Here is a 23150-nt window from a genome sequence, read left to right as displayed (position 1 = left end):
TTTGTTAATAAATCGCTATTTTTTAAGATTTTATACTTATCATGAATTGAAAAAATTTTTTAAAAAGTTTTGTCAACTGATAAATGTAATTTTATCTTAAATTTTAAGAAATTCTTATATTTAATCACTAAAAAGTTTTAATTCCTTTGAAAAATCTTTTTTGCCAATATAGATATACCGAGAGATAAAAAAAGGATTATGAAAAGATCTATAAATAAAATTAAAATTTTCTCTATTCCAAAAAAATTAATATAATCTAAATCCATATTGTGAATAAAATCTGTAAATAAAACATGAACAAGATATATACCCAGAGTATTTTGGCTAACAAGTGTCAAAATTTTTTTAATTTTATTGGAATTTATTTTAACCTTTAAGGCAAGAACAAATAAAAAATATGACATAAGGAAAGTAAAAATATTAACGCTGTCCCATATAGAATAATCGCTTTGTCCACTGGTTTTTGATAGCTTCCACATAATAAAAACTACACCTAAATATCCAATCAAAAATCCTAAGATGCAAAGAATAGTATTAAAATTTAGATGGATTTTTTTGTACTTTCTTATATATGCTCCCAGCAGTGCGTAAATAATAAAATTGTAGGCTCCATTAAGAATATAAATATTAAATATTTTAAAAATTCTTATATTAACAATATCTGCTAAAAAAAGCGTACACATTGATAAAATTATCCATAATTTTAGAAGATATGAAAGTTCTTTATTTTCATTTTTTACAATTAATATTCCCAAGGGTGCAAATAAGTACACCAATGATATAATTTGCAAGAAATACAGGTGAGGTTTTATGTTTCCTTGTAAAATATCTTCTATTATATTATGTAAAACAATTTTTTCCCCATACAAATATTTCATATATGGACAATAACTTATCCTATATACTATTTCTGCTAAAACAAAAATAATTGCAAATTTTAAAACTTTTTTTAAAATCTTATTTATATCTATGGAATCTTTTGTGTATAATAAGTAGCCTGTTGCCATGCAAAATACTGGCACACAAAACCTTAGTAAAGAGCCGAATAATACAAAAAAATTCCAAGTTTTTGAATAAATTTGGCATATTGATCCACAAGCATTTAAGTGAATCCCCACTGTTGCTATTATTGCTAATGTTTTTATCAAATCTAAATTATAATCTCTTTGTTTCATCTTATTCTCCTTATTTGAAAAAATTATAGCATAAAACTAAGCTTGAGGTTTTATTATATTTCATATCAGATTAAAATAAATAAAAAAAGACTCGCAAGAGCCTTTTTTATATTTAGATTTTCCTAACAAGCCAATACCAAGCTCAGGCTTTATGATGAAAGTTTCTCTTAAATCTTGGCTTTAGGTTTTACCACCACTATATTCTCAATAAACTAATTTTTTAATAATTTTATCATTTCAGTAGCTGGGTCTATAATATCAATTGAAGTATATTTTTTCAGCTCATCTTTTAAATAAGGAAAATGAGTACATCCTAAAATTATTGCTTGAATCTTATATTTTTCATCCTTGATATTGTTAATATAATTCATTAGTCCTTTTAAATTTAATTTTTCAATAATTTCTTCTGCAGGTGTATCCACTTCTATATTTTCTACAATCGAAAGATTACCCATGCTTATTATATTTCTGTGAAAAGTTTTACTTAAAATTTCATCTTCCTTATATGCTGCTAGGGCATTTGCAGCTAATATAAATATATTTTTATATTTTTCATCTAAATTTTCATATACATCAAAGGGACAGATAATTTGAATATCTAGCTCCTTTGATAATCTTTTAACATCTAAAGCTGCAGAAAGTGAATTACAATATATAAAAAATTTTTCAGCTCCCCAAGATAAAGCTTGTCTACTTAAATTTTTGAATTTTTTTTCTAACATATCTTTAGAATAATATTGAAGCCTACTTTGTTCTTTTGGTGAATCTGCTAAGAAAAACTTTCTAGCTTCAAAATTATTTTCTATAAGAATGTCTTGACCCATCTGGCTATCTTTTGGAGTTCCAGCAAAAACAGCTACTTTCATTTTTTATCACCTCAATCTTTATTATTTTAGCCTATATTAATTTTCATGTAAATATTTTACTATAGTTTCGCTCTATTAATTTAACTCAATTATAACATTACTAAAATTTACTTAACTCACCTATAATTTTGCATAATTATGAGTTTATTTATTACGTTTCGTATATTATTTCATCAAATGAAAAAATTGTGTAAAATTTAAGAAAATTTTATTTTAAAAAAATAAAAATTCTGCTATACTATGTAACGTTGTTAAAAATTATACATAGGGAAGGAGAAATAATATGTTAACAATTAAACTTAATATGATGCAAGCAGTTGCTCTTGCAATCGTTGTGTATTATATAGGAAAATTTTTAAGAGGGAAGATAAAGTTTTTTCAAACTTTCTGTGTTCCTGCACCAGTTATTGGTGGTTTTTTGTTCGCTTTAGTTCACTTAGGATTAAAACTTGCAGGCATTTGTCAATTTGAAATGGACACTACACTTCAAGATCCATTTATGATGGTATTCTTCACTGCTATTGGTGTAGGTGCAAATCTAGAAACTTTGAAAAAAGGTGGAAGAGGCTTCGTTTTATTTCTAGTTATTTCTGTAATACTTGTATTTTTACAAAATGCAATTGGTATGGCTATTGCAATAGGTCTTAAAGAAAATCCTTTGATGGGACTCATCTGTGGTTCTATTTCAATGGTTGGTGGTCACGGCTCAGCAGGAGCTTGGGGTCCTAATTTTGAACAAAACTTTGGTTACCAAAATGCCACAGTTTATGCAATGGCAGCCGCAACATTTGGTGTAATTATGGGTTCTTTAATTGGTGGACCTATTGGCTCATCTCTAATTAAAAGACATAACTTAAAACCTGTTGAAGATAGGAAAAAAATTGAAAGTTATGACGAAGTCCTTGAAAATCTTCATGATCAAGAAAATGGCTATGAACATTTACCATTAACAGCAGAAGATTTCATCAAAGTTTTAGGACTTATATTTATTTCTATAGGATTGGGAGCAATTCTACAAAAATTCATTTATGACCATATATCTATTAAAGGAACAGCTCTTTCTTTACCAGCATATGTAACATCAATGATTATTTCAGGTGTTTATGTTAATACTATTGGTAAAAAAGGAAGAATGGCTGTAGATCAAAGAGCTGCAGGAATTTGCGGTGATGTTGGTTTAAATGTATTTCTTGTAATGGCTCTTACAAATATTGACCTTTTAACATTAAAAGATGTTGCTGGAAATATGCTTATTATTTTAGGAGCACAAACACTTTTAATGGCTTTATTCTCATCTATAGTATGTTTCAGAGTTATGGGCAAAAATTACGATGCTGCTGTTTTATCTGGAGGAATGTGTGGATTTGGAATGGGTGCTACTTATAATGCCCTTGCAAATATGGACTCTATTACTGAAAAATACGGTCCTTCTCCAACAGCATATTTCATATTGCCAATGGTTGGAGCTTTTGCTATTGATATCATAAATTCTTTGTGGATAACATTCTTTTCAAACTTATCCTTCTAGGATTTATAAACTATATTTTTAAAGCTGATTTCTTTTTGAAGTCAGCTTTTTTTATTTTTATCTTTATATTATTGTAGAAATTTTCTCAATAATTTTTTTCAATTCTAATTTTCTTTAATTTATGAAAAAATATTGGTGTAAATTATCAATTAAAATGCAATTAAAAATGCCCTAAAACTAGGGCATAAGAACCTTGTTGGAAATCCAACCATAATAACTTTTTTCATTTTCTATATTTTTTGCTTGAACATAACACCAAACTCTTGTTGAGCCTTCAATCTTTGTCTTTTCTATATAAAGCTCACTTCCTTGGGGAAGTGTTGTAATTATATCAGAATCAGCATCTGCTTCTTTCCTTAAATTTGCCATCTTCATCGTAACCTTTTGGTAAGTATTTAGAAGAGAACCAGCAAGCTCTTTCATAGAAACTGCATTGGCATCATCGGTTGATTTTTCATAATCTTCATCAATTACTTCAGAAACTTTTATTAAATTTTTGTTGACCTTTATATCCTTTAAGATATTTTCTGCTCTAACAGACAAAGGCTCAGCTTGAATATATGATTTTATTAAGCTTATAGCATTATCTTTATCTCCTTTTTGATAAAACACTATAGCTTTTTGTAAAATTATATCTTCAAGTTCTTCAAGTTTTTCACCAGCTTTGGTGAAATTTTTTTCATCTTGAGGAATGACTTTATTTAACGATTTTACAGCCTCAATATAATCGCCATCTAAAACTTCTCTATTGGCATTTTTAAAATAATTATCAGATTTAATCAGACTATTAGCTTTATCAAATTCCTTGCTCAAATCTATTGAGGGATTTATTCGGCTAATATTTTTGTAGATATTTTCTGCACGAGTATAATCTCCCTCTTCTATAAGAATCTCAGCCTTTGCAAGTCGATTTTTTTCATAAATTTTACGGCCAAATAGAAATAAACCGAAGAAAATTAAAAGGGCCAATAAAATTTTGAAAATTGTATTAAAAATATTTTTGGTTTTCTTAATTGTTTTTTTATAGCTTAAAGATAAGTCATTAATTCTACTTTTTGTAATGCTTTCTTTTGTAGGAGCAACCTTGGTTAGATTTGAACGTGTCATGTTTCTTTCCAAAGATTCCATTTCAATAACTGATTTATCAGATGTCTGAAGAATTTCATTAACAATTTTTGAATTAATGAGAGCCTCTGTTAAATTATTTAAAACAAAATTTTTATTTCTTTTACAAAATCTACATTCTTCAATATCTTTTGGATTAATTGCCCCACAAATACATCTCCAATAGTCAAGGAGATTTTCACCATAGGTATTAATATCAGGACCTAAAATTTCCTTTATTTTTTCTAATTTTTTTTCAGGTATTATTGGCTGCAATATTTGCACTTCGCCATCCATACTGATTTTTTTTACCCCTTTATTTGCATTATAAGAAGCTATTCTAATATCAATAGACCTGCTAGAAGAAAACCTCTCATCAAGAGAAAAAGGCTTAAGATAATATTTTGAATGAGGTAAAATTTCAACATCTGAAGAAAAATAAAATTCTCCTCCATTAAATAAATATTCTCCAGAAAAATTTTTAAACTTTACAGATAGAGTAATCTTATTTACTGTTTCTTCACCCATATTTAAAATATCTATGGCTAAAGAGAATTCTTCAGATAAAAGTTCCGCCTTTGAAATTTGAAGAGTTTCATTTGGATTAAAATATATAGTTGTAGGTAATGTTCTAAAATTTTCCACTGTAAACTCCTTTCAAGACCTTTTAATTATAAACTAGGAAATTAAAATTTTCAATCAGATAAGCTTATAGGTTAAATTATTAAATTAATTACTATTCCACATACTGCTCCCATGATAATAAGTTTGAAAAGTCCAACTTTTTTATAATACAAGATCAGTGCTGGAATAAAGGTTAATAGAGCTGCAAAATTAATAGAAGAAAAAGAAATTTCATCAGCAAAAACTGATGATCTAAATAAATCTAAAGCAGTAATAAAAATTAAAGATACAATTCCTGCTTTAATTCCATTTAGACCATAGTCTAAAATCTTGAATTTTTTATTTTTTGTAAATAAAAAATATCCCAAAACTAACATTAAAACAAGCTGCGGCAAAACAAAACCTGCTGTTGCAATAATTGATCCAACTAATCCGTAAACTTTTTGACCTACAAAAGTTGCAGAATTTATTGCTATTGGTCCTGGTGTCATCTGAGAAATAGAAATTAAATCAATAAGCTCTTTCATTGAAAGCCAGGCATTTTCTTCAACTACAAATTTTGAAATAAGAGGTATGACGGCATAACCTCCACCAAAGGCAAAACAACCTATTTTTACAAATACTAAAAATAAAGCTATCATGAATACCTCCTATCTACAAAAGAGAAGAATCCAACACCTATTAAAGCTAATATTAAAATTATAAGTGCGGCATTAATTTTCGTAAAATATCCAAGGACAAAGGCAATAATTATTAATAAAATGGTAAATCCTGGATATTTGCTATATGACTTTAGACCCATTCTAATTACAGTAACAAAAAGTACGGCAGAAATTACACCGCTTATCCCTTGCAAGGCTGCATTGATGAAAAAATTTTCTTTAAATTCTTGATAAAAACCTGCTATCAGAGAAAGAATAATTAAACATGGCAAAACACTTGCCACCAAACAAATAAAGGCACCAATAGGGCCTCTTAATTTATAACCTGTTAAAATTGATGCTGAAATTGCCATAGCACCAGGCCCACCTTGAGCAAGAGCTACAATATCCATCATATCATCTTCATTAATTAGCTTTAAATCTTCAACAAAAATATCTTTTATTACGGGAACAATTGTATATCCGCCCCCAAAAGTAATTGCATTTATTTTAAAAAAAGTGAAAAAAAGCTTAACTAAAGATATTTTTTTCATTAAATCACCTTACTTCCAATTAATTATAACATAATAATTAAAGCTTTAATATTAATTAAGGCTCAGCTGTAGTATAATGAGGGTAGGTGATAAAATGAAAATAGGAATAATTGGACTTGGATCAATGGGAGGAGCTATACTAAAAGGTTTAACTCAATCAGGAATTGAAGTGAACTTTCACAGCCCCCACTTTGATAAAAATGAAAAGATAAGAAATGCAAGTTTTTATGAATCAAATTCTCTAGTTGTAAAAAATTCTGATCTTATAATACTTACTGTTAAACCAAATGTTTACAGGCAAGTTTTAGAAGAAATTAAGGATTTTGTTGAAGATAAAATCATTGTTTCTGTGACATCTAAATTTGGTTTTGAAGAATTAAGACAGATACTTGGAAATAAAAGATTTATTCAAATGATGCCCAACACTCCAGCTTTAGTTAAAGAATCAATGACAGGAATATGTCCTGACCAAAGCATAAAAAAAGAGGAAGTAGAAGAAATCATTAAACTATTTAATTCTTTCGGAAAAACTGTTGTAATTAAAAAGGAAGATTTTTTAACTTTTGAAGCTGTGTGCGGATGTCTACCAGCTTTCATATATGTAATAATTGAAGCCTTAGCTGATGGAGCTGTTTTAAATGGTATGAAAAGAGATGAGGCTTACCAATATATTTCTCAAACAGTTTTAGGTTCTGCTAAAATGATTTTAGAAACTAAAACTCATCCAGGAATATTAAAAGATAAGGTAACAACACCTGGAGGTTCAACAATAGTTGGTATAAAATCTCTTGAAGATAGTGGCATCAGAGGTTATTTAATAGATGCTATTTGTAATATTATAAATAGATAGGTTTATAAATATACTTTTAGGGTATAATATATAATAAAGAAAGGAGACATCATGAAAGATTTATTGGTATTTTTGGCAGATGGGTTTGAAGAGGTAGAAGCTTTAAGTGTAGTTGATATTCTTAGACGTGGTGGTTTAAGTGTTGATACTTGCTCAATAAAAGATAGTAAGAAAGTAACAAGTTCTCACCAAGTTACAGTTTTAGCTGATGTTCATATTGATGATATCAAAATTGATAATTACAAGGCTTGTTATATACCTGGTGGTCAACCAGGAGCAACAAATCTTCAAAATGACCGCCGCATAATTCAAATAGTTGAAATGTTTAAGGAACAAGGAAAATTTGTAGCGGCCATTTGTGCAGGTCCTCAAGTTTTAGACACAGCAGGAGTTTTAACCGATGAAAAGTTTACATGTTATCCTGGCGTTGAAGAAAGATTGAAAACTAAAAAAAGACTGGATGTTCCCGTAGTGGTTGATGATAATATTATTACGGCTATGGGTCCTGCCATGGCACCTTTTTTAGGATACGAATTGCTTAAAATTTTATCTGGAAAAAAGAAGGCAAAAGAAGTAGGAGATGGATTCTTAATTAATAAGATTAAAGAGTTTATCAAAGAAGATATAATTTAATATTTCTTGAGGTCGGCGTGATTTGCCGACCTATTTTTTTATATATTTTACAGTTTTTTCACAAAATTTACATTTCATCTTTAAAAAAGATTAAATTTATTATATTATAAATATATAATTATTTATTGGAGGATGCAATGTCTATAAATTATATATTCGGTCTTTTAGGTGGATTAGCTTTATTTTTATATGGGATGGAGCTAATGAGCAGAGGACTTGAACTTGTAGCAGGTGCAAGACTTAGAACTATAATAGAAAAAATGACATCTAATCTATTTAAATCTATTTTAGTGGGAACAATTGTAACCGCTATAATTCAGTCTTCATCAGCCACTACAGTTATGGTTGTCGGATTTGTAAATGCTGGTGTAATGAATATTTACCAAGCTGTCGGTATCATTATGGGAGCTAATATTGGTACTACAATTACAGGTCAGTTAGTGGCTTTAAATATTACCTTAATGGCCCCACTTATTGCCTTTATAGGCTTTGTTATGTTTACATTTTCCAAGAAAAAAACAAAAAAATATCTAGGACAAGTCATTATTGGTCTTGGATTTTTATTTATGGGTTTGCAATTTATGTCAGAATCTATGGAACCTTTGAGATATTATGAAGGTTTTATAAATTTAATGACTAAATTTTCAAACCCAATTTTAGGTGTGCTTGTTGGTGCGGGAATTACTGCTATTATCCAGTCTTCATCAGCATCAGTAGGTATTTTACAAGCGATCAGTAATCAAGGGCTTATACCCTTATCCTCTTCAATGTTTATCGTATGTGGATTTAATATAGGTACTTGTATAACTTCAGTTCTTTCAGCAATTGGTACTTCTAAAAATGCTCAAAGAACTGCAGCCGTTCACGTTTTGTTTAACTTAATTGGTACAATAATTTTTATAATAATTTCATTTTTCATTCCAATAGATAAAATTATCATCTCTTTTACAAGAAACTTGCCAGCGGCTGAAGTTGCAAACTTGCATACACTTTTTAATGTTGGTACTACAATTTTACTTTTCCCATTTTCTAAAAAACTTGCTGATTTATCAAAATTAATAATCGTTGGTGATGACAATGATTATGATGAAATGAAGCTAAAATATATTAACCCATCTGTGAAAAAAGATCCTACAATTATGCTTACAGATATAAAAGCTGAAATAAATAGAATGTTTAAAATTTGTAGGAATAATTTTATGGAAACAGTATCTTTGATTGGTAATTATAGCGAGGAAAAATATGATGGTATCTACAAAAGAGAAGATGTAATAAACCTCCTAAATAAAGAAATCACAAGATATATAATAACTGGCCTTGGTAAGGAAATGGATGAAAAAACATCAAATAATTTTGCTGGATATTTAAGAATAGTAAGAGATCTTGAAAGGGTTGGTGATCACTGTAAAAATATTGCTGATTCTACTAAGCAGATGGATGAAGAAATGCTAAGTTTTTCTTCTATGACTTCTGGAGAAATTGAATCTTTGAGAGATACAATTTACCAAATTTTTGAAACTTTAAGAGAAGATTTAACAGCTCGTGAAGTTGATATTGATGTAAAAAGAGAATTACAAACTCTTGTTAAAGATGTGGATACTATAAGAAATGCCCATATGGAAAGAATGAAAACAGGAGTATGTAATCCTGAAAGTGGTCTTAATTACGAAAAAATGCTCACTGCTTTTGATAGGATAGGTTCTTATCTTTCCAATGCAGTAAGGCTGTATTGTAATTAATTTTATTAATGATTGGTTGTAATTTTGGTGATTGAATGATTAATTTTGATACAAAAAATAAGAGAATTTCAGATTTAGATTCTTATATTAATAAATATTACAATGGAGCAGAATTAATTGAAGAAAAATCTATTGACCTTCCAACTTATACCATAAAAGATATTACAAATGATAGGAATGCTTGCTCGCTTGTTTCATTAACAAGGTTAATAAATTACTATTATAAAGATATTGACCCTATGGAAATTTATAATTTCATAATAATTTTTGCCAGAAAAAGAGGTTATTATGAAGAATATGGAACTTTCCCAAATTTTATATCTGAAATAGGAAATTCATACTTTAAACTAAAAAAAATTCCTCTTAAATTCAAAGGAATTTATTTTACAAATTTTTATATTCATGTAAAAAATCAAATTGACAAGGATAGACCGGTGATTATGAATATAGGCGAAGGATATTACAAAAATCATTCCTTGACTGTAATAGGTTATAAAATATTTTTATATAAGAAATTGAAAATAAAAATATTAGAAGTCATAGATGGGTGGTCAAAAGAAAAAAGATATATAGATTATTCAGCCCTAAATGGTCTAAATTCTTTAGGTGCTTATTCTTTTAATTTAATTAAATTTAATGATTAGCTTAAACTTTTGGCAATAGATATATTTAAAGCTTCCTCTAGGGAGCCATATAATTCAATATAATCATTATAAATATTTTCAAGTCTTTTGAGATTATAGATTATAGCATCTGAATCTTCTAAAAGGCTTATTTTATTTAAGGGAAAACTTCTATATAAATCAGATATTTCTATTTCAAGTTTAAATCTTAAATTTTCAAGTTCTTTAGTTGATAATTTTAATTCTAAATGACTTTTATAGGAATCCATATTTTTTAAACTCACCAAATCATAGGCATAAAAAGCTTGTCTTATATTTTCAAAATTTTCCAAAGGAAATTCATAAAGTTTTGGAGAATATTTACTTATTAAAGACCTATATAAATCTTGGCATTTCTTTTTTATAGATTGAGGTTTTTTTTCAAAGGGATATGTGAAAATTCTTTTATTTTTCTTTATTTTATTTTCTTCAATTTCTATTTTAAATTCCTTTTCCACTTTTTCATTAACATAAAGTGAATCACATTCTCTCAAAAGATCAAGTTTTCTCCTTATAATCCTGATATTTAAATTTAAGTCATCACACATATCTTCAAGCTTAGCAAAAATCTTGTTATATTGACATTCTGTTTTTGGGATAAGATGCATTACTGTATCGTCTTTTAAAAAGAGTAATTCAGAAACTAAAAAAGACAAATATTTTCTGTTCAAATTCATCACCTTTTCTTTATTGTAACATATACCCTTCTTTACAAAATTCATTTATTTTTAGATAATAATCTTAGAGGTGATTAGATGAAATTTTTTACAAGAAAAATACTTACAAAAGAAAATTACAATAAGGCTCTTGAACTTTTAAAAGAATTAAGAGATAAATCAAGGCTTGAGCAAGGCTGTATTTACTATGATTTATATAGTGATGTAGACAGTCCATATACCATAATAATAAATGAAGAATGGGAAAATTTAGAATTTCAACAAAAACATGCCCAAAGCGAACATTTTAAGAGAATTGTTCCTTTAGTTGCAGAATTAGTAAAAGAAAAATCTCCATTAATAAGATTCGATGAATTAAAAGAGATTAAATAATTTCTATAAAGATTTTGTAAAAATTTCATTATTTGCTATACTTTTTAAAGGTGATTAAATGAATTTTGAATTTAATATTTTATATTTTATACACTCGTTTCAAAGTCCACTTTTAAATATAGTAATGAAATTTATTACAAAGCTAGGAAATGGAGGTATGGTTTGGTTAATTTTAGCACTAGCATTTTTTATTAGTAAAGATAAAGAAAAAAAACAATTAGCCCTTACAATAATACTGAGCTTATGTATAGAATTAGTTTTAGGCTCTTTTATTTTAAAGCCAATAATTAAAAGGCAAAGACCATCGTGGATAGTAAATATTCCACTACTAATAAGTAATCCAAGAGATTATTCCTTTCCATCAGGACATACAGCCTCATCAATAGCTGCAAGTTTTGTAATATATAAATATAAAAAATCATGGGGTATAATATCCTTTATACTAGCAAGTCTTATAGCTTTTTCAAGGCTCTATCTTTTTGTCCATTTCCCAACAGATGTGCTTGGTGGAATAATACTTGGATTAGTATCAGCAAAGTTTGCATTATTAATAAAAAATAAGATAGAGATGAAAAATAAAAAATTACCCTCACACTAGTGAGGGCATTTTTATTGCTATTTACTTTCTACATTATCAGATGAATTTTCATCTGCATTTTTTTCTTGAGATGGCTCTTTTTCTATTATGTCTTTAGGGTCAAGTACAGATACCCAAGTTTGTCCCGGGCTTAAAATTATTTCTTTTCCGTCTTGTGTCGTAAATTTTGTTCTTTGACTTGGATCATCTTTTTGCCAATTAATATTTATTATCTTACCATTTGTTAAAAGTAGCCCCTTTCCTTGACCTACAATATCTATTGTCAAAGTTCCCAATGGTCCTGTTACCTTTGATGATGCAAATTCAACTATCAAATTAGAAACAAGAACATCTTTTCCATCTGCTTCATCTGTTACATTTTTTTCATTTCTTATTATCCTATATTTGTTTGTATTTGCATCATACTCATACTTTTCCTTATAATGTTTGAAAAAATTAAGGGTTATAGAATTGCAAATTTCATCTCCCATTTGTTTTTTTATTTCATCTAGGTTTTCGCTTGTATCAAAATTAAAAGCCTTATTGTCAGAAACTAAATCATATTTATATTTTTCTGATTGCTTTGTCATTAAATCAATGGAGCTGTAACCGTCATGGGGTCTTTTTTTCTTTACATCCTTATTTCTATAAAAAGTTATTCCTTCAAGGGCTATTCCATCTAAATCGTCAACTTTTATTTTAGGAATTTCAGCATAACCCATTTCACTTCCACCCCAATGAGCATAAATTGCGTTATATTCCTTAGCTGTGTCTACAAAATATGGTCTAGCACTTCTTATTGGTCCAATAACTGATGGACTTTGTGATTGAAATATTGCCATATATCTTGTAAATTCGCCTTCAGCCTTAAATTCATAAATCATATCACTTTGGTTAAGACCAGATTGAGGTATGGCATCAAAATGATTATCAAGCATAACAGCAAAAGGACGTCTTCTAAGAGTATCCTCTGTTGTTTCTAGTCCTGTAAAGGGACTTCTTATTACTTCTTTTTCATCAATACTTTCTTCTTTTTTTACATCTTTTCCACTATTGGCATCCTTATCATTACGCAAGTCTTTGCATGCACTCAAGGTAAAAATTAATAATCCAACACCTATGAAAAGAACAAGTTTTCTAGCTTTAAATCTCATCAATTAAATCTCCTCATTTAGTTTTTCTTTTGTAAAATCAATAAAATCCTCTACAACTTGGCTTATTTGTCTGTCTTTTTTTACTATTGCCTTATAGGATCTTTGCAAATTGACATTTTTAATAGGTATGCTAACCAAATCTTCAAAATGACTTAAGAACTTTGGAAAAAAGCTTATAGCTTGACCGGATTTTACAATATTTAAAACCATATCATTACTTAAACACATAAATTTTAAATCAATAATTACTTCATGGTCTCTTAAAATGCTAAGTAATGCTTTTCTATCCTCGTCATCAAACTCTCCCAATACAAACTTCTCACCATTGATATCCTTAATATCAATTTCTTTTTTATTTGCCAGCCTGTGATTTTTATTCACTATAAGACAAAATTTATCTTCATAAAGATTATAACATTGACACCCATCTTCTGCTATATCACCTTCAACTATACCTAAATTTATAAAGCCCTGGCGACTATCTTTTATTATTTCAGTTTTCCCCTTAACACTTGTCCTAATTTGCACCCTAGGATTTAGTTTTTCATACTCAAAAACTATATTTTTAAGGAAATCACTTGAAAAAGACGAACTTAGACCTAAGTTTAAGTCATAGATTTTTGAGGAAGATTGTAGAAAAAGAATTATCTGGTCGAACTTTTCAATCAGTTCCATTGCATAATCAAAAAGTTTAAGGCTGACATCAGTTAAATATAGCTTTTTTGAAACTCTATCAAATAATTTTACTGAATATTCCTTTTCAATTTGTGATATTGCATGAGATACTGTAGGTTGAGATATAGATAAATTCTTTGCAGCTTGGGACATATTTTTAGTCCTGACCACTTCCACAAAAATTTCAAGATCTCTTATAGTCATTATCCTCCCCCCTTTATTTTAGTTTAATATGTAAGCTTTTAAAATGCAATATTATATATATAAAAACAGATCTTTAATAAAATTACAAATATTTTAAAGTCATTTTTAAATAAATATGAATATTTATAAATTTTTACAAATTTTTTGATGATTTTTTTTCATTTTGTGATAGAATAAAAATCTATAGAAATTTTATACAAAATTTCATCTAATGTTTGAATTTTAAGTGTTTTAATCATTCCATAAACTGGAAAAAATAATAGAAAAGAGGATAGATTGACAAAATTAAAAGAAAAATTTAGTAAAAATATTTCATTAACAGAAGGTAGTATTTTTGAAGGGCTTATAATTTTTTCAATTCCTTTAATTCTTACTAACTTTCTACAACAACTTTATAACACAGCCGATTTAATGATAGTTGGTAGGTTTGCAGGAAAAAATCCTATGGCAGCAGTTGGGGCAACAGGACCCTTATCAACTCTTCTTGTCGGACTTTTTTTAGGTCTAACCACTGGGGCAGGTGTAATAATTTCAACCTATTATGGTATGAATGATGCTAAAAAACTAAGAGATTCCGTAACTTGTGCATACTTTTTAGCAATTTTATCTGGAATTATTATTACTGTTGGAGGAATTCTAACTACACCGTTACTTTTGAGGCTTTTGGGAACGCCAGATGAAATTATGACTGATGCCATAAATTATATGAGAATATTTTATCTTGGAGCTACCCCCCTAATAATTTATAATATGGGTGCTTCTATTTCTATTGCCACAGGTGACTCTAAGCGTCCATTTAACTTTTTATTAGTAGCCGCTCTAGTCAATATTGTTCTTGACTTTGTTTTTGTCGGATATTTCAAAATGTCTGTAATAGGTGCTGGTATAGCAACCTTTTCAGCTCAAGCAGTTTCTGCAATTCTTGTAACTTTAAACCTAACAAGTTCAGACAGTGCTTTTAGACTTAGAATTAAAAAAATTTCTTATCACAAAGAAATAGCAAAGCAGATATTTTTAATTGGAATACCAACAGGCCTACAATCATCATTTATCTCCTTCACAAATGTAGTTATTCAAGCAAAGATTAACTCCTTTGGTTCTAATGTAATAGCTGGTATTGCCGCAGAGGGAAGAATTGATGGATTTGTCTTTATGACCTTACAAGCCGTGGCTCTTGCTGCTACAACTTATGCTGGGCAAAATTATGGGGCTAAAAAAATTGATAGAATTAAAGAAGGTGTAAAAGTTACTGTTAATATAACTTTGGCAATAGCTCTAGCTCTGTCATTAATATCAATAGTATTTGCAAATCAATTAATTGCTGCCTTTAATCCTAATGAAGAAGTAGTCTTTTATGGAGCTAAAATGCTTAGAATAATATGTCTAGCAGTTTGGGCTTTTGGACTATCAGAAAGTTTATCTGCTTTCATTAGAGGAAGTGGAGAAGCCCTTGCACCAATGCTTATATCTTTTGTATGGCTTTGTATTTCAAGAATAGCTTTTATTTATTTACCAATTAAAGGCTGGTCAGAAAGTATTGACCCCTTATGCTGGTCTTATCCTTTTTCATATATATGTAATTTTATAGTAACTTATATATATTATAAATTTGGAAAATGGAGAAAAAAAGCTTCTTTATAAAAAACCTTGGATCTTTAAATCCAAGGTTTTTATTAATTAAAATTCATTATAGTGAACTTTACTTGTAACATCAAAATCTTCATGAGCCTTTGTGCCACGTTTTTTATAACCAACAGGTATTAAGCACATCGGTTTATAAGGTTTTTTAACTCCAAAATTCTTTTCAAAATATTCGTCATAAGAAATTTTTCCTGAAGTATTTCCACGAACTACGTTTATCCATGAAGTAGATAGACCTTCTTCTTCAGCTAAAAGTTGGAAGTAAGATGCATCTATTGCACATTCTTCAAGCCAAGTTGTAGAAAGTTCAGTATTTCCCATAAAAAGAATTACACAAGGACATTCCTTTAAGTATAGGGTAGAATATGAATCCATATTAGAAAGCTCATCTATTTTTTCTTTATCATCAATAACTAAAAACTCTACAGGATGAGCATTACCATTAGATGGAGCCATTGAAGCATACATTAAAAGTTTTTCTAATGTTTCTCTTTCAACTTTTTTATCCTTAAAGGCCCTAACAGTTCTACGATTCTTTATAATATCAGTTAACATTAAATCAACTCCTTAAATTTTATTAATTATATTCTACCATATTATTGAAATAACTTCTTCTTTAAAAAATTATTTTTATAATAATTATATGGAATATACCTGCAAACAATATCAAAATGATAATTTACAAGAGCTTTTAAAAAACTTAAATCTGTTAATTTTATTGAATTTTTAAGCTTTTATAAGAATAAAATAATAATAATTTTTTTTGAAAATATTTTCATAAAAAACTTGACAAATTTAAAATAGTAGGTTATTATATTAGAGAAGTGAAAACTTCATCATCTTTTTTCTTCCCTGGAGGGTGCTGTGTTAGTACATATAAGCACCCTCTTTTTATATTTCACTAATATTACAAAAGCTAAAATCTGTAACAGAATCTTAAACTTAATTTTTACTATACTTGTTATAATATAGATAGAAGTTCTTAGAAGGGTTGATGTCATGAAAAGGAAGTTTGTAGTAATTGCCTTTTTGTCTTTGACTTTGCTTACAGGTGGAGTTTATGCTAAATCTTTTAAAGACACCAATAATCATTGGGCTAAAAATGCTGTAGATAATATTACTAATTTAAATGTAATGAATGGCTATGAAAATGCTTATTTCAAACCTGACCAACTTATGAAAAAAGTTGAATTCTATTCTCTTGTAAATAAGTTATCAAGTTTGAATAAAACTTATACAGTTACTTTTTCAGATGTAAATCCCAATGATTGGTATTACAATGATGTAGCTAAAGCTATAAAGGCAGGATATTTAATACCTACTATGGGAAAACTCTATCCAGATGAACCGATCACAAGGGAAGAAGTTTGTGAAATTTTAGGTTATATGTATGGTTTGAGAAAAAACAAAGATGTTTTAAAAGAATTTCATGATTATAATGAAATTTCTGAATCTGCCAAGGGATATGTTGGAGCCATGGTTAAAGCCAATATAATTAATGGTTACTCTCAAAACATTTTTGCACCAAAAAGAGGTATGACAAGGGCCGAAATTGCTACAGTTGTTAACTCTCTTATGGAGGAATATAATCGTCCTCAAGGAAAAGTTGTAATTGATAGCAAGATTAAATTTGGCAACAGAAATCTATATGAATAATTTGAACTCAGGAAAAAGCACTATAAATAGTAAATCTACTTATAGTGCTTTTTTCTTTTATATTATAAATTTATCTAGAAGAATTTCTTAATTTTTCAAAAAAGGAATTTAAAAGTCTAGCTGATTCTTCTTTTAAAATTCCTCCTTGGTAATTTGTTTTATGATTAAAACCCCCATCTTTTAAGAGTTCAACATGAGATAATACAGCTCCGAATCTGTAATTATAAGCTCCAAAATATAAATTTTTTATGCGGGCATTTATTATTGCTCCAACACACATGAGGCAAGGCTCCAAAGTAACATACATATCACAATCTTCTAAATGATATGAATTTAAATTTTTACAAGCAGAATTTATAGCATTTATCTCTGCGTGACATAAGGGATTTTTCTTTTTCTCCTTTTGATTATATCCTTGACCTATTATTTTTTTATCTTTAACTATTACACATCCTACGGGAACATCAAAATTTTTATAAGAAATTTTTGCTAATTCCAAGGCTTTTTTCATAAAATAAACTTCCATAAATTTATTATATATCAATAAAAATTTATAGTAAAATTTTTAATTAAATTATCGCTGTAGTATAATATTAATATAATTAATTTTACACAAAATAAAAAATTTACAAGATAAAATGAAAGAGAGGTTCTTATGAAACAAGATAATTTAGGAAATAGGATTGAAGAATTAGCTATAGAATATGGCAAAGTTGTTACTCATACTGGAACTGAGCTTGAACAAAATAGTGTGAACTTTTTTCAAAAATGGTTTAAACACCTTGAAAAAATAGCAAAACTTCCTATAGAAACTAAAATTTCACCAGTTAAAAATGACCATCTCAATAGGTCAGTTTGTTATGCACTTTTACAAGGCAAGAGTAAAGATACTGTTGTACTTATCGGTCATTCAGACACTGTTGATGTCGAAGACTTTGGAAAAATTAAAGATATAGCTTATGAACCTGAAAAAATTAAAGAGGCTTTCAAAAATGGCCAAGTTGATGTTTTAGACAAAGTAAAAAAAGATTTAACAGACGAATGGCTTTTTGGTCGTGGTATTTGCGATATGAAGGCTGGTGGTGCTATTGAAATGGCTCTATTTGAAAAGTATGTTCAAGATGAAGATTTTCCAGGTTCAGTACTCTTAGTTGCTGTCTGTGATGAAGAAAATCTATCTGCCGGTATGCGTCATCTTTCTTATATTTTAGATGATCTAAATAAAAGATATGGTCTAAATTATAAGCTAATAATTGATGGTGAACCTCATGAAAGAATAGATAAAAATACAATGATTATTTATGATGGCTCCATAGGAAAAATTATGCCAATATGTCTAACTCGTGGAAAACTTACTCATGTTGGACAAGTTTATCAAGGACTAAATCCAATTTCTTTATTATCTGAAATTGTAAGTTTAACTGATCTTAATCAAGACTTTATAGAAACTAGAGGAAATACTACTTCTCCTGCACCAACATGGCTATATCAAAAGGATAGAAAATATGTATATGATGTATCTCTTCCTATTACATCTGGTGGATATATGTCATTATTACCCCTTACCAAAACTCCTAAAGAAATCATGGAAAAATTAAAGGAAATTTCTGTTGAAGCCTTTGAAAATGTAATTAAGAGAACTGACAAATCCTTTAAAAAATATTTACAAGCTAGTGGAGAAGAAGGAAAAATTGAATATCCAACAAAAGTTTTTATTTTTGAAGAATTAGTCAGGGAAATAAAAAATGAAAATAAAGTAGATATAGAAAAAATTCTAAAAGATACAGAAAATAAATTAACAAAAATGGTTAATGATGGAGAAGTATCTATTCCTGAAGCTGTCTTTAGATTAATGGAAGAACTTTTATCAAACTATTCATATAGGGGACCTGTAGTTTTATGGGGAATTTGTCCACCATACTATCCTTCAGTAAATAACTTAGATTTAAAGAATTACAAAGAAATGCAAGAACTTGTGGAAAAAATGAAGGATTTTACAAAAGAAAATTTAGATTTAAAATTAGATGTTCAAAATTATTTTACAGGTATCTGTGATTTATCCTATGCAATGCTTACTCTAGATGATGAGGAACTTTCATATGTTAAAGATAACTTTTTAATGTGGAATACTTATCCTATAAATCTTGATTTAATTAGAAAATATTCAATGCCTGTATTTAACATCGGTCCATGGGGTAAAGACCTTCACAAATATACTGAAAGGGTTTCAAGATCAGATTTAAAATCCAATACTCCTAAACTTATGGATTTTGTAATAAAGGAAATTTTAAAATAATACTTATTACTTATGGATAATCTTATAATTTTAAGGTATCATATCTAATGAGGGAAAATATGAATATTAAAATAATAGCGGATAATGCATGTGATTTAACAAAACAAGAAATTAAAGAATTTGATATAGAAATAATGCATATTGCTTTAATTTCATCAAAAGCTGATGAAGTTGATAGGAACATAGAAGTTGAAGAAATTTTTAAAAGGCAAGGACAAGGAGAAAGTTTTAAAACATCTCAGATACCTGAATTTGAATATTTAGAATGCTTTGAAAAATATGCTAAAGAAGATATACCTTTTATTTATCTGAGTCTTTCAAGTGGACTTACAGGCGGCTATGCCAACTCCTGTATGGCACTAAAAAATATAAAAGAAAAATATCCAAATATTAAGGCTTCTGTTATTGATACAGGATCTGCTTCAGTTGGCTTTGGATTATTTACTTATCTTATGGCTAAGGCAAATAAAAAAGGTAAAACTTTTGATGAACTATTAGAATTTGCAGATTTTTTACAAGAAAATATAAGCCATATATTTACAGTTTTTGATTTAAAATACCTCTACCAAGGTGGTAGGATTATTAAAGTAGGAAAAAATATTACTAAATTGTTAAATATTATGCCTATTATCACCTTTTCTAATAAAAAATTAAAGATAGCAGAAATTGTTAGAGGTAAGAAAAAAACAATTAAATCTATGGTAAATACTATGGAAAGGGATATGAAAAGACCCTTTAAAGACGAAATAATAATGCCTGTTTACGGACAGGATATGGAAATCATAGGAAACTTTGAAGAACTTTTAAAAGAAGCAGGTGCTAATAAAATTATACCCCACCAAATGGGAACTGTAATAGCATCTCATGTAGGTCCTGACATAATTGGGGCAAGCTATTTAAAAGAAGAAATTCCTGAAAAATTTAAAGATATTTTATAAAATGGCCGCTTTTGCGGCTATTTTTCTACATAATAAAGGAGTAAATATGAAAAAATATATTATGGCATTTGATGCTGGAACTACAAGTGCAAGAACTATATTGTTTAATAAAGATGGAGAAATTGTTTCACAAGCTTCAAAAGAATTTACCCAATATTTTCCCCATCCAGGATGGGTGGAAGAAGATGCATCAGAAATATGGTCATCTCAAATAGGAACTGCTGTAGAAGCTATGTCAAAAATTTCTGCAACAGCCGATGAGATATCAGCTATAGGAATAGCTAACCAAAGAGAAACAACAATAGTTTGGGACAAAAATACAGGTGATGCCATATATAATGCAATTGTTTGGCAATGTAAGAGAACTGCTCCCTTGTGTGACAAATTAAAAAAAGATGAACTCACAGATATGATTAAGAAGAAAACTGGACTTGTAATTGACCCATATTTTTCAGCAACAAAAATCAAGTGGATTCTTGATAATGTTCCTTTGGCAAGAGAAAAAGCTCAAAAAGGTGAACTTTTATTTGGAACAGTAGATTCCTATTTAATTTATAAATTAACTGGTGGACTTTGCCATATTACTGATTATTCCAACGCCTCAAGAACCATGCTATTTAATATAAAAGACTTGAAATGGGACGATGAACTTCTAAAAATTTTTGACATACCAAAATCAATGCTTCCTCAAGTAAAAAATTCTAGCGAAATCTATGGAAAAAGCTCTTCTAAATTTTTAGGTGGAGAAATCCCTATAGCTGGAATTTTAGGAGATCAACAGGCATCACTTTTTGGTCAAGCTTGCTTTAACAAAGCTATGGCAAAGGCTACTTACGGAACTGGTGCTTTTATATTGATGAATACTGGAAATGAAATTGTAAATAGCAATAATGGACTTGTAACAACAATTGCTTGGTCCTATAAAGATAAAGTTACCTATGCTTTAGAAGGATCAATATTTGAATGTGGCTCTGCAATAAATTGGCTTAGAGATGATTTAAAAATTCTTGATGCTGCTGATGATTCAGAATATATGGCAACAAAGGTAAAAGACACCTGTGGATGTTTTGTTGTTCCTGCTTTTTCAGGCCTTGGAGCTCCTTATTGGAATCAATATGCAAGAGGAACAATAGTTGGTCTTACAAGGGCAGTAAGTAAATACCATATAGTAAGGGCAACATTAGAATCTTTAGCCTATCTTTCAAAAGATGTATTAAATGCCATGGAAGAAGATGCAGGATTTAAAATTGAAGAACTAAAAGTAGATGGTGGAGTTAGTAAAAATAATTTCATAATGCAATTTCTTTCAGATATGACTGGTATCTCAGTTTTAAGACCAAAAATTGTTGAACTGACAGCCTTAGGAGCAGCCTATATGGCAGGACTTGGCACAGGTTTTTGGAAAGATTTAGAAGATGCAAAAAATATTTTAAAAATAGATATTAGTTTTAAATCTAATTTTGATGAAAAAAAGCGAGAAGAAAAAATAAAAGCTTGGCACAAGGCTGTAAAAACTTCACTATATTATAAGGAATAATAATGGCTATTACTTATAAATTTGGGTAATAATGAAAAAGGAGTGTGATTAAATGTATGATATCATAATTCTTGGAGCGGGACCTGCCGGCTTGAGTGCAGGTATTTATGGAGCCAGAAGTAAGAAAAAAGTATTAATAATAGAAAAAGCAATTGATGGCGGTCAAATGGCTGAAACCATTTCTATAGAAAATTATCCTGGAATAGATAAAATTTCAGGAGCAGAATTAGGTCAAAAAATGGCAGAGCAAGCAAAATCTTTTGGAGCTGAAATTGTTTCAGACCAAGTTGAATCAATAGATATAAATGGAGATATTAAAAAAATCCAAGGAAAACTTGGAACTTATGAAGCTAAATCTTTAATAATTGCACAAGGTTCAATTCCTAGACCTCTTGGTGCCAAAGGTGAAGAAAAATTTAAGGGCAAAGGAATTTCTTTTTGTGCCACTTGCGATGCAGCATTTTATGAAGATTTGGATGTTTATGTAGTTGGTGGTGGAGATGCCGCTATTCAAGAAGCACTTTTTATAGCAAATTTTGCAAAAAAAGTTCACATAATTCACAGACGTGATAGGCTTCGTGCAGCTCAAGATATTCAAGAAAGAGCCTTTAACAATAAAAAAATAGACTTTATATGGGATACTTGTGTAGATGAAGTAAAAGGCGATAAAATTGCAAATGAACTTGTAATAAGAAATTTAAAAACAGGGGAAGTTAAAAGCATAAAATCTGATGAACCCTTTGGCATATTTGTGTTTATAGGATACCTGCCAAATACCGATTTATATAAAGATATAATTGATTTAGACGATAAGGGCTATATAATTACAGATGATGAAATGAGAACAAAAATAGATGGAGTATTTGCTGCAGGAGACATTCGTAAAAAAACAATAAGACAAGTTGTAACAGCAGCTGGAGATGGTGCCATTGCTGCAATGAATGCTCAAAAATATGTAGATGAAAAAGAGGGCAATCTCTATGAAGGATTTAAAGAAAATAAATAAAATTTATTAATATAATATTTTCAAACTAAAATAAGTGTCAG

Annotated in this window: 23 protein-coding genes; 13 read left to right on the top strand and 10 right to left on the bottom strand. The window is 28.8% G+C overall.

The annotated features are described in order from the left end of the window. Positions 1-137: 137 nt before the first annotated feature. The gene (locus HMPREF9131_RS03595; protein WP_009345397.1) at positions 138-1175 is read right to left on the bottom strand and encodes an acyltransferase; all 1038 of its coding nucleotides are present in this window, start codon (positions 1173-1175) and stop codon (positions 138-140) included. 212 nt (positions 1176-1387) lie between these two features. Then, positions 1388-2041, bottom strand: coding sequence for an aspartate/glutamate racemase family protein (locus HMPREF9131_RS03590; RefSeq protein ID WP_009345396.1), 654 nt, complete (start codon positions 2039-2041; stop codon positions 1388-1390). 283 nt (positions 2042-2324) lie between these two features. Here HMPREF9131_RS03590 and gltS point away from each other — a divergent pair, with 283 nt between their 5' ends. After that, on the top strand, positions 2325-3569 hold the full coding sequence (gltS, locus tag HMPREF9131_RS03585; RefSeq protein WP_009345394.1) for a sodium/glutamate symporter: 1245 nt from the start codon (positions 2325-2327) through the stop codon (positions 3567-3569). Positions 3570-3746: 177 nt separating this feature from the next. Here gltS and HMPREF9131_RS03580 read toward each other — a convergent pair whose 3' ends face one another. From HMPREF9131_RS03580 to HMPREF9131_RS03570, 3 genes are all read right to left on the bottom strand, one after another. Further along, positions 3747-5318, bottom strand: coding sequence for an SH3 domain-containing protein (locus tag HMPREF9131_RS03580; RefSeq protein WP_009345387.1), 1572 nt, complete (start codon positions 5316-5318; stop codon positions 3747-3749). Between the two features lie 71 nt (positions 5319-5389). Next, positions 5390-5938 (bottom strand): chromate transporter, encoded by a 549-nt coding sequence (locus HMPREF9131_RS03575; protein ID WP_009345395.1) that lies wholly within the window; start codon positions 5936-5938, stop codon positions 5390-5392. Beyond that, positions 5935-6492 carry a chromate transporter gene (locus tag HMPREF9131_RS03570; protein ID WP_009345386.1) on the bottom strand — a complete coding sequence of 186 codons (558 nt, stop codon included), beginning with the start codon at positions 6490-6492 and terminating at the stop codon, positions 5935-5937. The genes HMPREF9131_RS03575 and HMPREF9131_RS03570 overlap by 4 nt, the downstream gene beginning before the upstream one ends. Before the next feature lie 94 nt (positions 6493-6586). On the opposite strand from HMPREF9131_RS03570, the gene proC reads away from it, so the two are divergent. The 4 genes from proC to HMPREF9131_RS03550 all read left to right on the top strand — a co-directional run bounded on the left by proC (position 6587) and on the right by HMPREF9131_RS03550 (position 10358). Then, entirely contained in the window at positions 6587-7342 is a 756-nt protein-coding gene (gene proC, locus HMPREF9131_RS03565) for a pyrroline-5-carboxylate reductase (protein ID WP_009345423.1), read from the top strand. Between the two features lie 51 nt (positions 7343-7393). Then, complete coding sequence (locus HMPREF9131_RS03560; RefSeq protein WP_009345421.1) at positions 7394-7975, top strand: DJ-1 family glyoxalase III; 582 nt, start codon at positions 7394-7396, stop codon at positions 7973-7975. Positions 7976-8112: 137 nt separating this feature from the next. After that, positions 8113-9714, top strand: a complete 1602-nt coding sequence (locus tag HMPREF9131_RS03555; protein WP_009345420.1) for a Na/Pi cotransporter family protein — start codon at positions 8113-8115, stop codon at positions 9712-9714. A gap of 35 nt (positions 9715-9749) precedes the next feature. Further along, a complete protein-coding gene (locus HMPREF9131_RS03550; RefSeq protein ID WP_009345390.1) occupies positions 9750-10358 on the top strand; it encodes a C39 family peptidase in 609 nt (202 codons plus the stop codon). On the opposite strand, the gene HMPREF9131_RS03545 is transcribed toward HMPREF9131_RS03550, so the two are convergent. Further along, positions 10355-11053, bottom strand: coding sequence for a hypothetical protein (locus HMPREF9131_RS03545; protein ID WP_232202582.1), 699 nt, complete (start codon positions 11051-11053; stop codon positions 10355-10357). The two genes, HMPREF9131_RS03550 and HMPREF9131_RS03545, sit on opposite strands and share 4 nt — an antisense overlap. A 78-nt stretch (positions 11054-11131) precedes the next feature. On the opposite strand from HMPREF9131_RS03545, the gene HMPREF9131_RS03540 reads away from it, so the two are divergent. Together HMPREF9131_RS03540 and HMPREF9131_RS03535 are read left to right on the top strand one after the other, a co-directional pair. Continuing rightward, positions 11132-11425, top strand: a complete 294-nt coding sequence (locus tag HMPREF9131_RS03540) for a putative quinol monooxygenase (RefSeq protein WP_009345384.1) — start codon at positions 11132-11134, stop codon at positions 11423-11425. Between the two features lie 58 nt (positions 11426-11483). Then, on the top strand, positions 11484-12023 hold the full coding sequence (locus HMPREF9131_RS03535) for a phosphatase PAP2 family protein (protein WP_009345411.1): 540 nt from the start codon (positions 11484-11486) through the stop codon (positions 12021-12023). 17 nt (positions 12024-12040) lie between these two features. Here HMPREF9131_RS03535 and HMPREF9131_RS03530 read toward each other — a convergent pair whose 3' ends face one another. Both HMPREF9131_RS03530 and HMPREF9131_RS03525 read right to left on the bottom strand, forming a co-directional pair. Continuing rightward, positions 12041-13156: a DUF3048 domain-containing protein gene (locus HMPREF9131_RS03530; RefSeq protein WP_009345406.1), complete on the bottom strand. Its 1116-nt coding sequence runs from the start codon at positions 13154-13156 to the stop codon at positions 12041-12043. Positions 13157-13159: 3 nt separating this feature from the next. Then, positions 13160-14035 carry a LysR family transcriptional regulator gene (locus HMPREF9131_RS03525; RefSeq protein WP_009345385.1) on the bottom strand — a complete coding sequence of 292 codons (876 nt, stop codon included), beginning with the start codon at positions 14033-14035 and terminating at the stop codon, positions 13160-13162. Positions 14036-14311: 276 nt separating this feature from the next. Here HMPREF9131_RS03525 and HMPREF9131_RS03520 point away from each other — a divergent pair, with 276 nt between their 5' ends. Beyond that, on the top strand, positions 14312-15676 hold the full coding sequence (locus HMPREF9131_RS03520; protein WP_009345400.1) for an MATE family efflux transporter: 1365 nt from the start codon (positions 14312-14314) through the stop codon (positions 15674-15676). Positions 15677-15712: 36 nt separating this feature from the next. On the opposite strand, the gene HMPREF9131_RS03515 is transcribed toward HMPREF9131_RS03520, so the two are convergent. Continuing rightward, entirely contained in the window at positions 15713-16231 is a 519-nt protein-coding gene (locus tag HMPREF9131_RS03515; protein ID WP_009345416.1) for a nitroreductase family protein, read from the bottom strand. A gap of 444 nt (positions 16232-16675) precedes the next feature. Here HMPREF9131_RS03515 and HMPREF9131_RS03510 point away from each other — a divergent pair, with 444 nt between their 5' ends. Beyond that, positions 16676-17332 carry an S-layer homology domain-containing protein gene (locus HMPREF9131_RS03510; RefSeq protein WP_009345410.1) on the top strand — a complete coding sequence of 219 codons (657 nt, stop codon included), beginning with the start codon at positions 16676-16678 and terminating at the stop codon, positions 17330-17332. 70 nt (positions 17333-17402) lie between these two features. Here HMPREF9131_RS03510 and HMPREF9131_RS03505 read toward each other — a convergent pair whose 3' ends face one another. Continuing rightward, on the bottom strand, positions 17403-17843 hold the full coding sequence (locus tag HMPREF9131_RS03505) for a nucleoside deaminase (RefSeq protein WP_198002570.1): 441 nt from the start codon (positions 17841-17843) through the stop codon (positions 17403-17405). Between the two features lie 144 nt (positions 17844-17987). On the opposite strand from HMPREF9131_RS03505, the gene HMPREF9131_RS03500 reads away from it, so the two are divergent. From HMPREF9131_RS03500 to trxB, 4 genes are read left to right on the top strand one after another with little or no spacing between them, the layout of a single operon-like run. Next, positions 17988-19628 carry a M20/M25/M40 family metallo-hydrolase gene (locus tag HMPREF9131_RS03500; protein ID WP_009345393.1) on the top strand — a complete coding sequence of 547 codons (1641 nt, stop codon included), beginning with the start codon at positions 17988-17990 and terminating at the stop codon, positions 19626-19628. 59 nt (positions 19629-19687) lie between these two features. After that, positions 19688-20566, top strand: a complete 879-nt coding sequence (locus HMPREF9131_RS03495; RefSeq protein ID WP_009345391.1) for a DegV family protein — start codon at positions 19688-19690, stop codon at positions 20564-20566. A 46-nt stretch (positions 20567-20612) separates the two neighbouring features. Beyond that, on the top strand, positions 20613-22103 hold the full coding sequence (gene glpK, locus HMPREF9131_RS03490; RefSeq protein WP_009345405.1) for a glycerol kinase GlpK: 1491 nt from the start codon (positions 20613-20615) through the stop codon (positions 22101-22103). A 52-nt stretch (positions 22104-22155) separates the two neighbouring features. Continuing rightward, positions 22156-23109, top strand: coding sequence for a thioredoxin-disulfide reductase (gene trxB, locus HMPREF9131_RS03485; RefSeq protein WP_009345408.1), 954 nt, complete (start codon positions 22156-22158; stop codon positions 23107-23109). The last annotated feature ends 41 nt before the right edge of the window (positions 23110-23150 follow it).

The sequence above is a fragment of the Peptoniphilus sp. oral taxon 836 str. F0141 genome (assembly GCF_000179335.1).
Classification (GTDB): domain Bacteria; phylum Bacillota; class Clostridia; order Tissierellales; family Peptoniphilaceae; genus Peptoniphilus_A; species Peptoniphilus_A lacrimalis.
This window is presented reverse-complemented; position numbering and strand designations above follow the sequence as displayed.

Bases quoted from the DNA above. Each gene is read 5' to 3' on its own strand.
- HMPREF9131_RS03595 (WP_009345397.1), bottom strand. From the start codon at position 1,175: ATGAAACAAAGAGATTATAATTTAGATTTGATAAAAACATTAGCAATA.
- HMPREF9131_RS03590 (WP_009345396.1), bottom strand. From the start codon at position 2,041: ATGAAAGTAGCTGTTTTTGCTGGAACTCCAAAAGATAGCCAGATGGGT.
- gltS (WP_009345394.1), top strand. From the start codon at position 2,325: ATGTTAACAATTAAACTTAATATGATGCAAGCAGTTGCTCTTGCAATC.
- HMPREF9131_RS03575 (WP_009345395.1), bottom strand. From the start codon at position 5,938: ATGATAGCTTTATTTTTAGTATTTGTAAAAATAGGTTGTTTTGCCTTT.
- HMPREF9131_RS03570 (WP_009345386.1), bottom strand. From the start codon at position 6,492: ATGAAAAAAATATCTTTAGTTAAGCTTTTTTTCACTTTTTTTAAAATA.
- proC (WP_009345423.1), top strand. From the start codon at position 6,587: ATGAAAATAGGAATAATTGGACTTGGATCAATGGGAGGAGCTATACTA.
- HMPREF9131_RS03560 (WP_009345421.1), top strand. From the start codon at position 7,394: ATGAAAGATTTATTGGTATTTTTGGCAGATGGGTTTGAAGAGGTAGAA.
- HMPREF9131_RS03555 (WP_009345420.1), top strand. From the start codon at position 8,113: ATGTCTATAAATTATATATTCGGTCTTTTAGGTGGATTAGCTTTATTT.
- HMPREF9131_RS03550 (WP_009345390.1), top strand. From the start codon at position 9,750: ATGATTAATTTTGATACAAAAAATAAGAGAATTTCAGATTTAGATTCT.
- HMPREF9131_RS03545 (WP_232202582.1), bottom strand. From the start codon at position 11,053: ATGAATTTGAACAGAAAATATTTGTCTTTTTTAGTTTCTGAATTACTC.
- HMPREF9131_RS03540 (WP_009345384.1), top strand. From the start codon at position 11,132: ATGAAATTTTTTACAAGAAAAATACTTACAAAAGAAAATTACAATAAG.
- HMPREF9131_RS03535 (WP_009345411.1), top strand. From the start codon at position 11,484: ATGAATTTTGAATTTAATATTTTATATTTTATACACTCGTTTCAAAGT.
- HMPREF9131_RS03530 (WP_009345406.1), bottom strand. From the start codon at position 13,156: ATGAGATTTAAAGCTAGAAAACTTGTTCTTTTCATAGGTGTTGGATTA.
- HMPREF9131_RS03525 (WP_009345385.1), bottom strand. From the start codon at position 14,035: ATGACTATAAGAGATCTTGAAATTTTTGTGGAAGTGGTCAGGACTAAA.
- HMPREF9131_RS03515 (WP_009345416.1), bottom strand. From the start codon at position 16,231: ATGTTAACTGATATTATAAAGAATCGTAGAACTGTTAGGGCCTTTAAG.
- HMPREF9131_RS03510 (WP_009345410.1), top strand. From the start codon at position 16,676: ATGAAAAGGAAGTTTGTAGTAATTGCCTTTTTGTCTTTGACTTTGCTT.
- HMPREF9131_RS03505 (WP_198002570.1), bottom strand. From the start codon at position 17,843: ATGAAAAAAGCCTTGGAATTAGCAAAAATTTCTTATAAAAATTTTGAT.
- HMPREF9131_RS03500 (WP_009345393.1), top strand. From the start codon at position 17,988: ATGAAACAAGATAATTTAGGAAATAGGATTGAAGAATTAGCTATAGAA.
- HMPREF9131_RS03495 (WP_009345391.1), top strand. From the start codon at position 19,688: ATGAATATTAAAATAATAGCGGATAATGCATGTGATTTAACAAAACAA.
- glpK (WP_009345405.1), top strand. From the start codon at position 20,613: ATGAAAAAATATATTATGGCATTTGATGCTGGAACTACAAGTGCAAGA.
- trxB (WP_009345408.1), top strand. From the start codon at position 22,156: ATGTATGATATCATAATTCTTGGAGCGGGACCTGCCGGCTTGAGTGCA.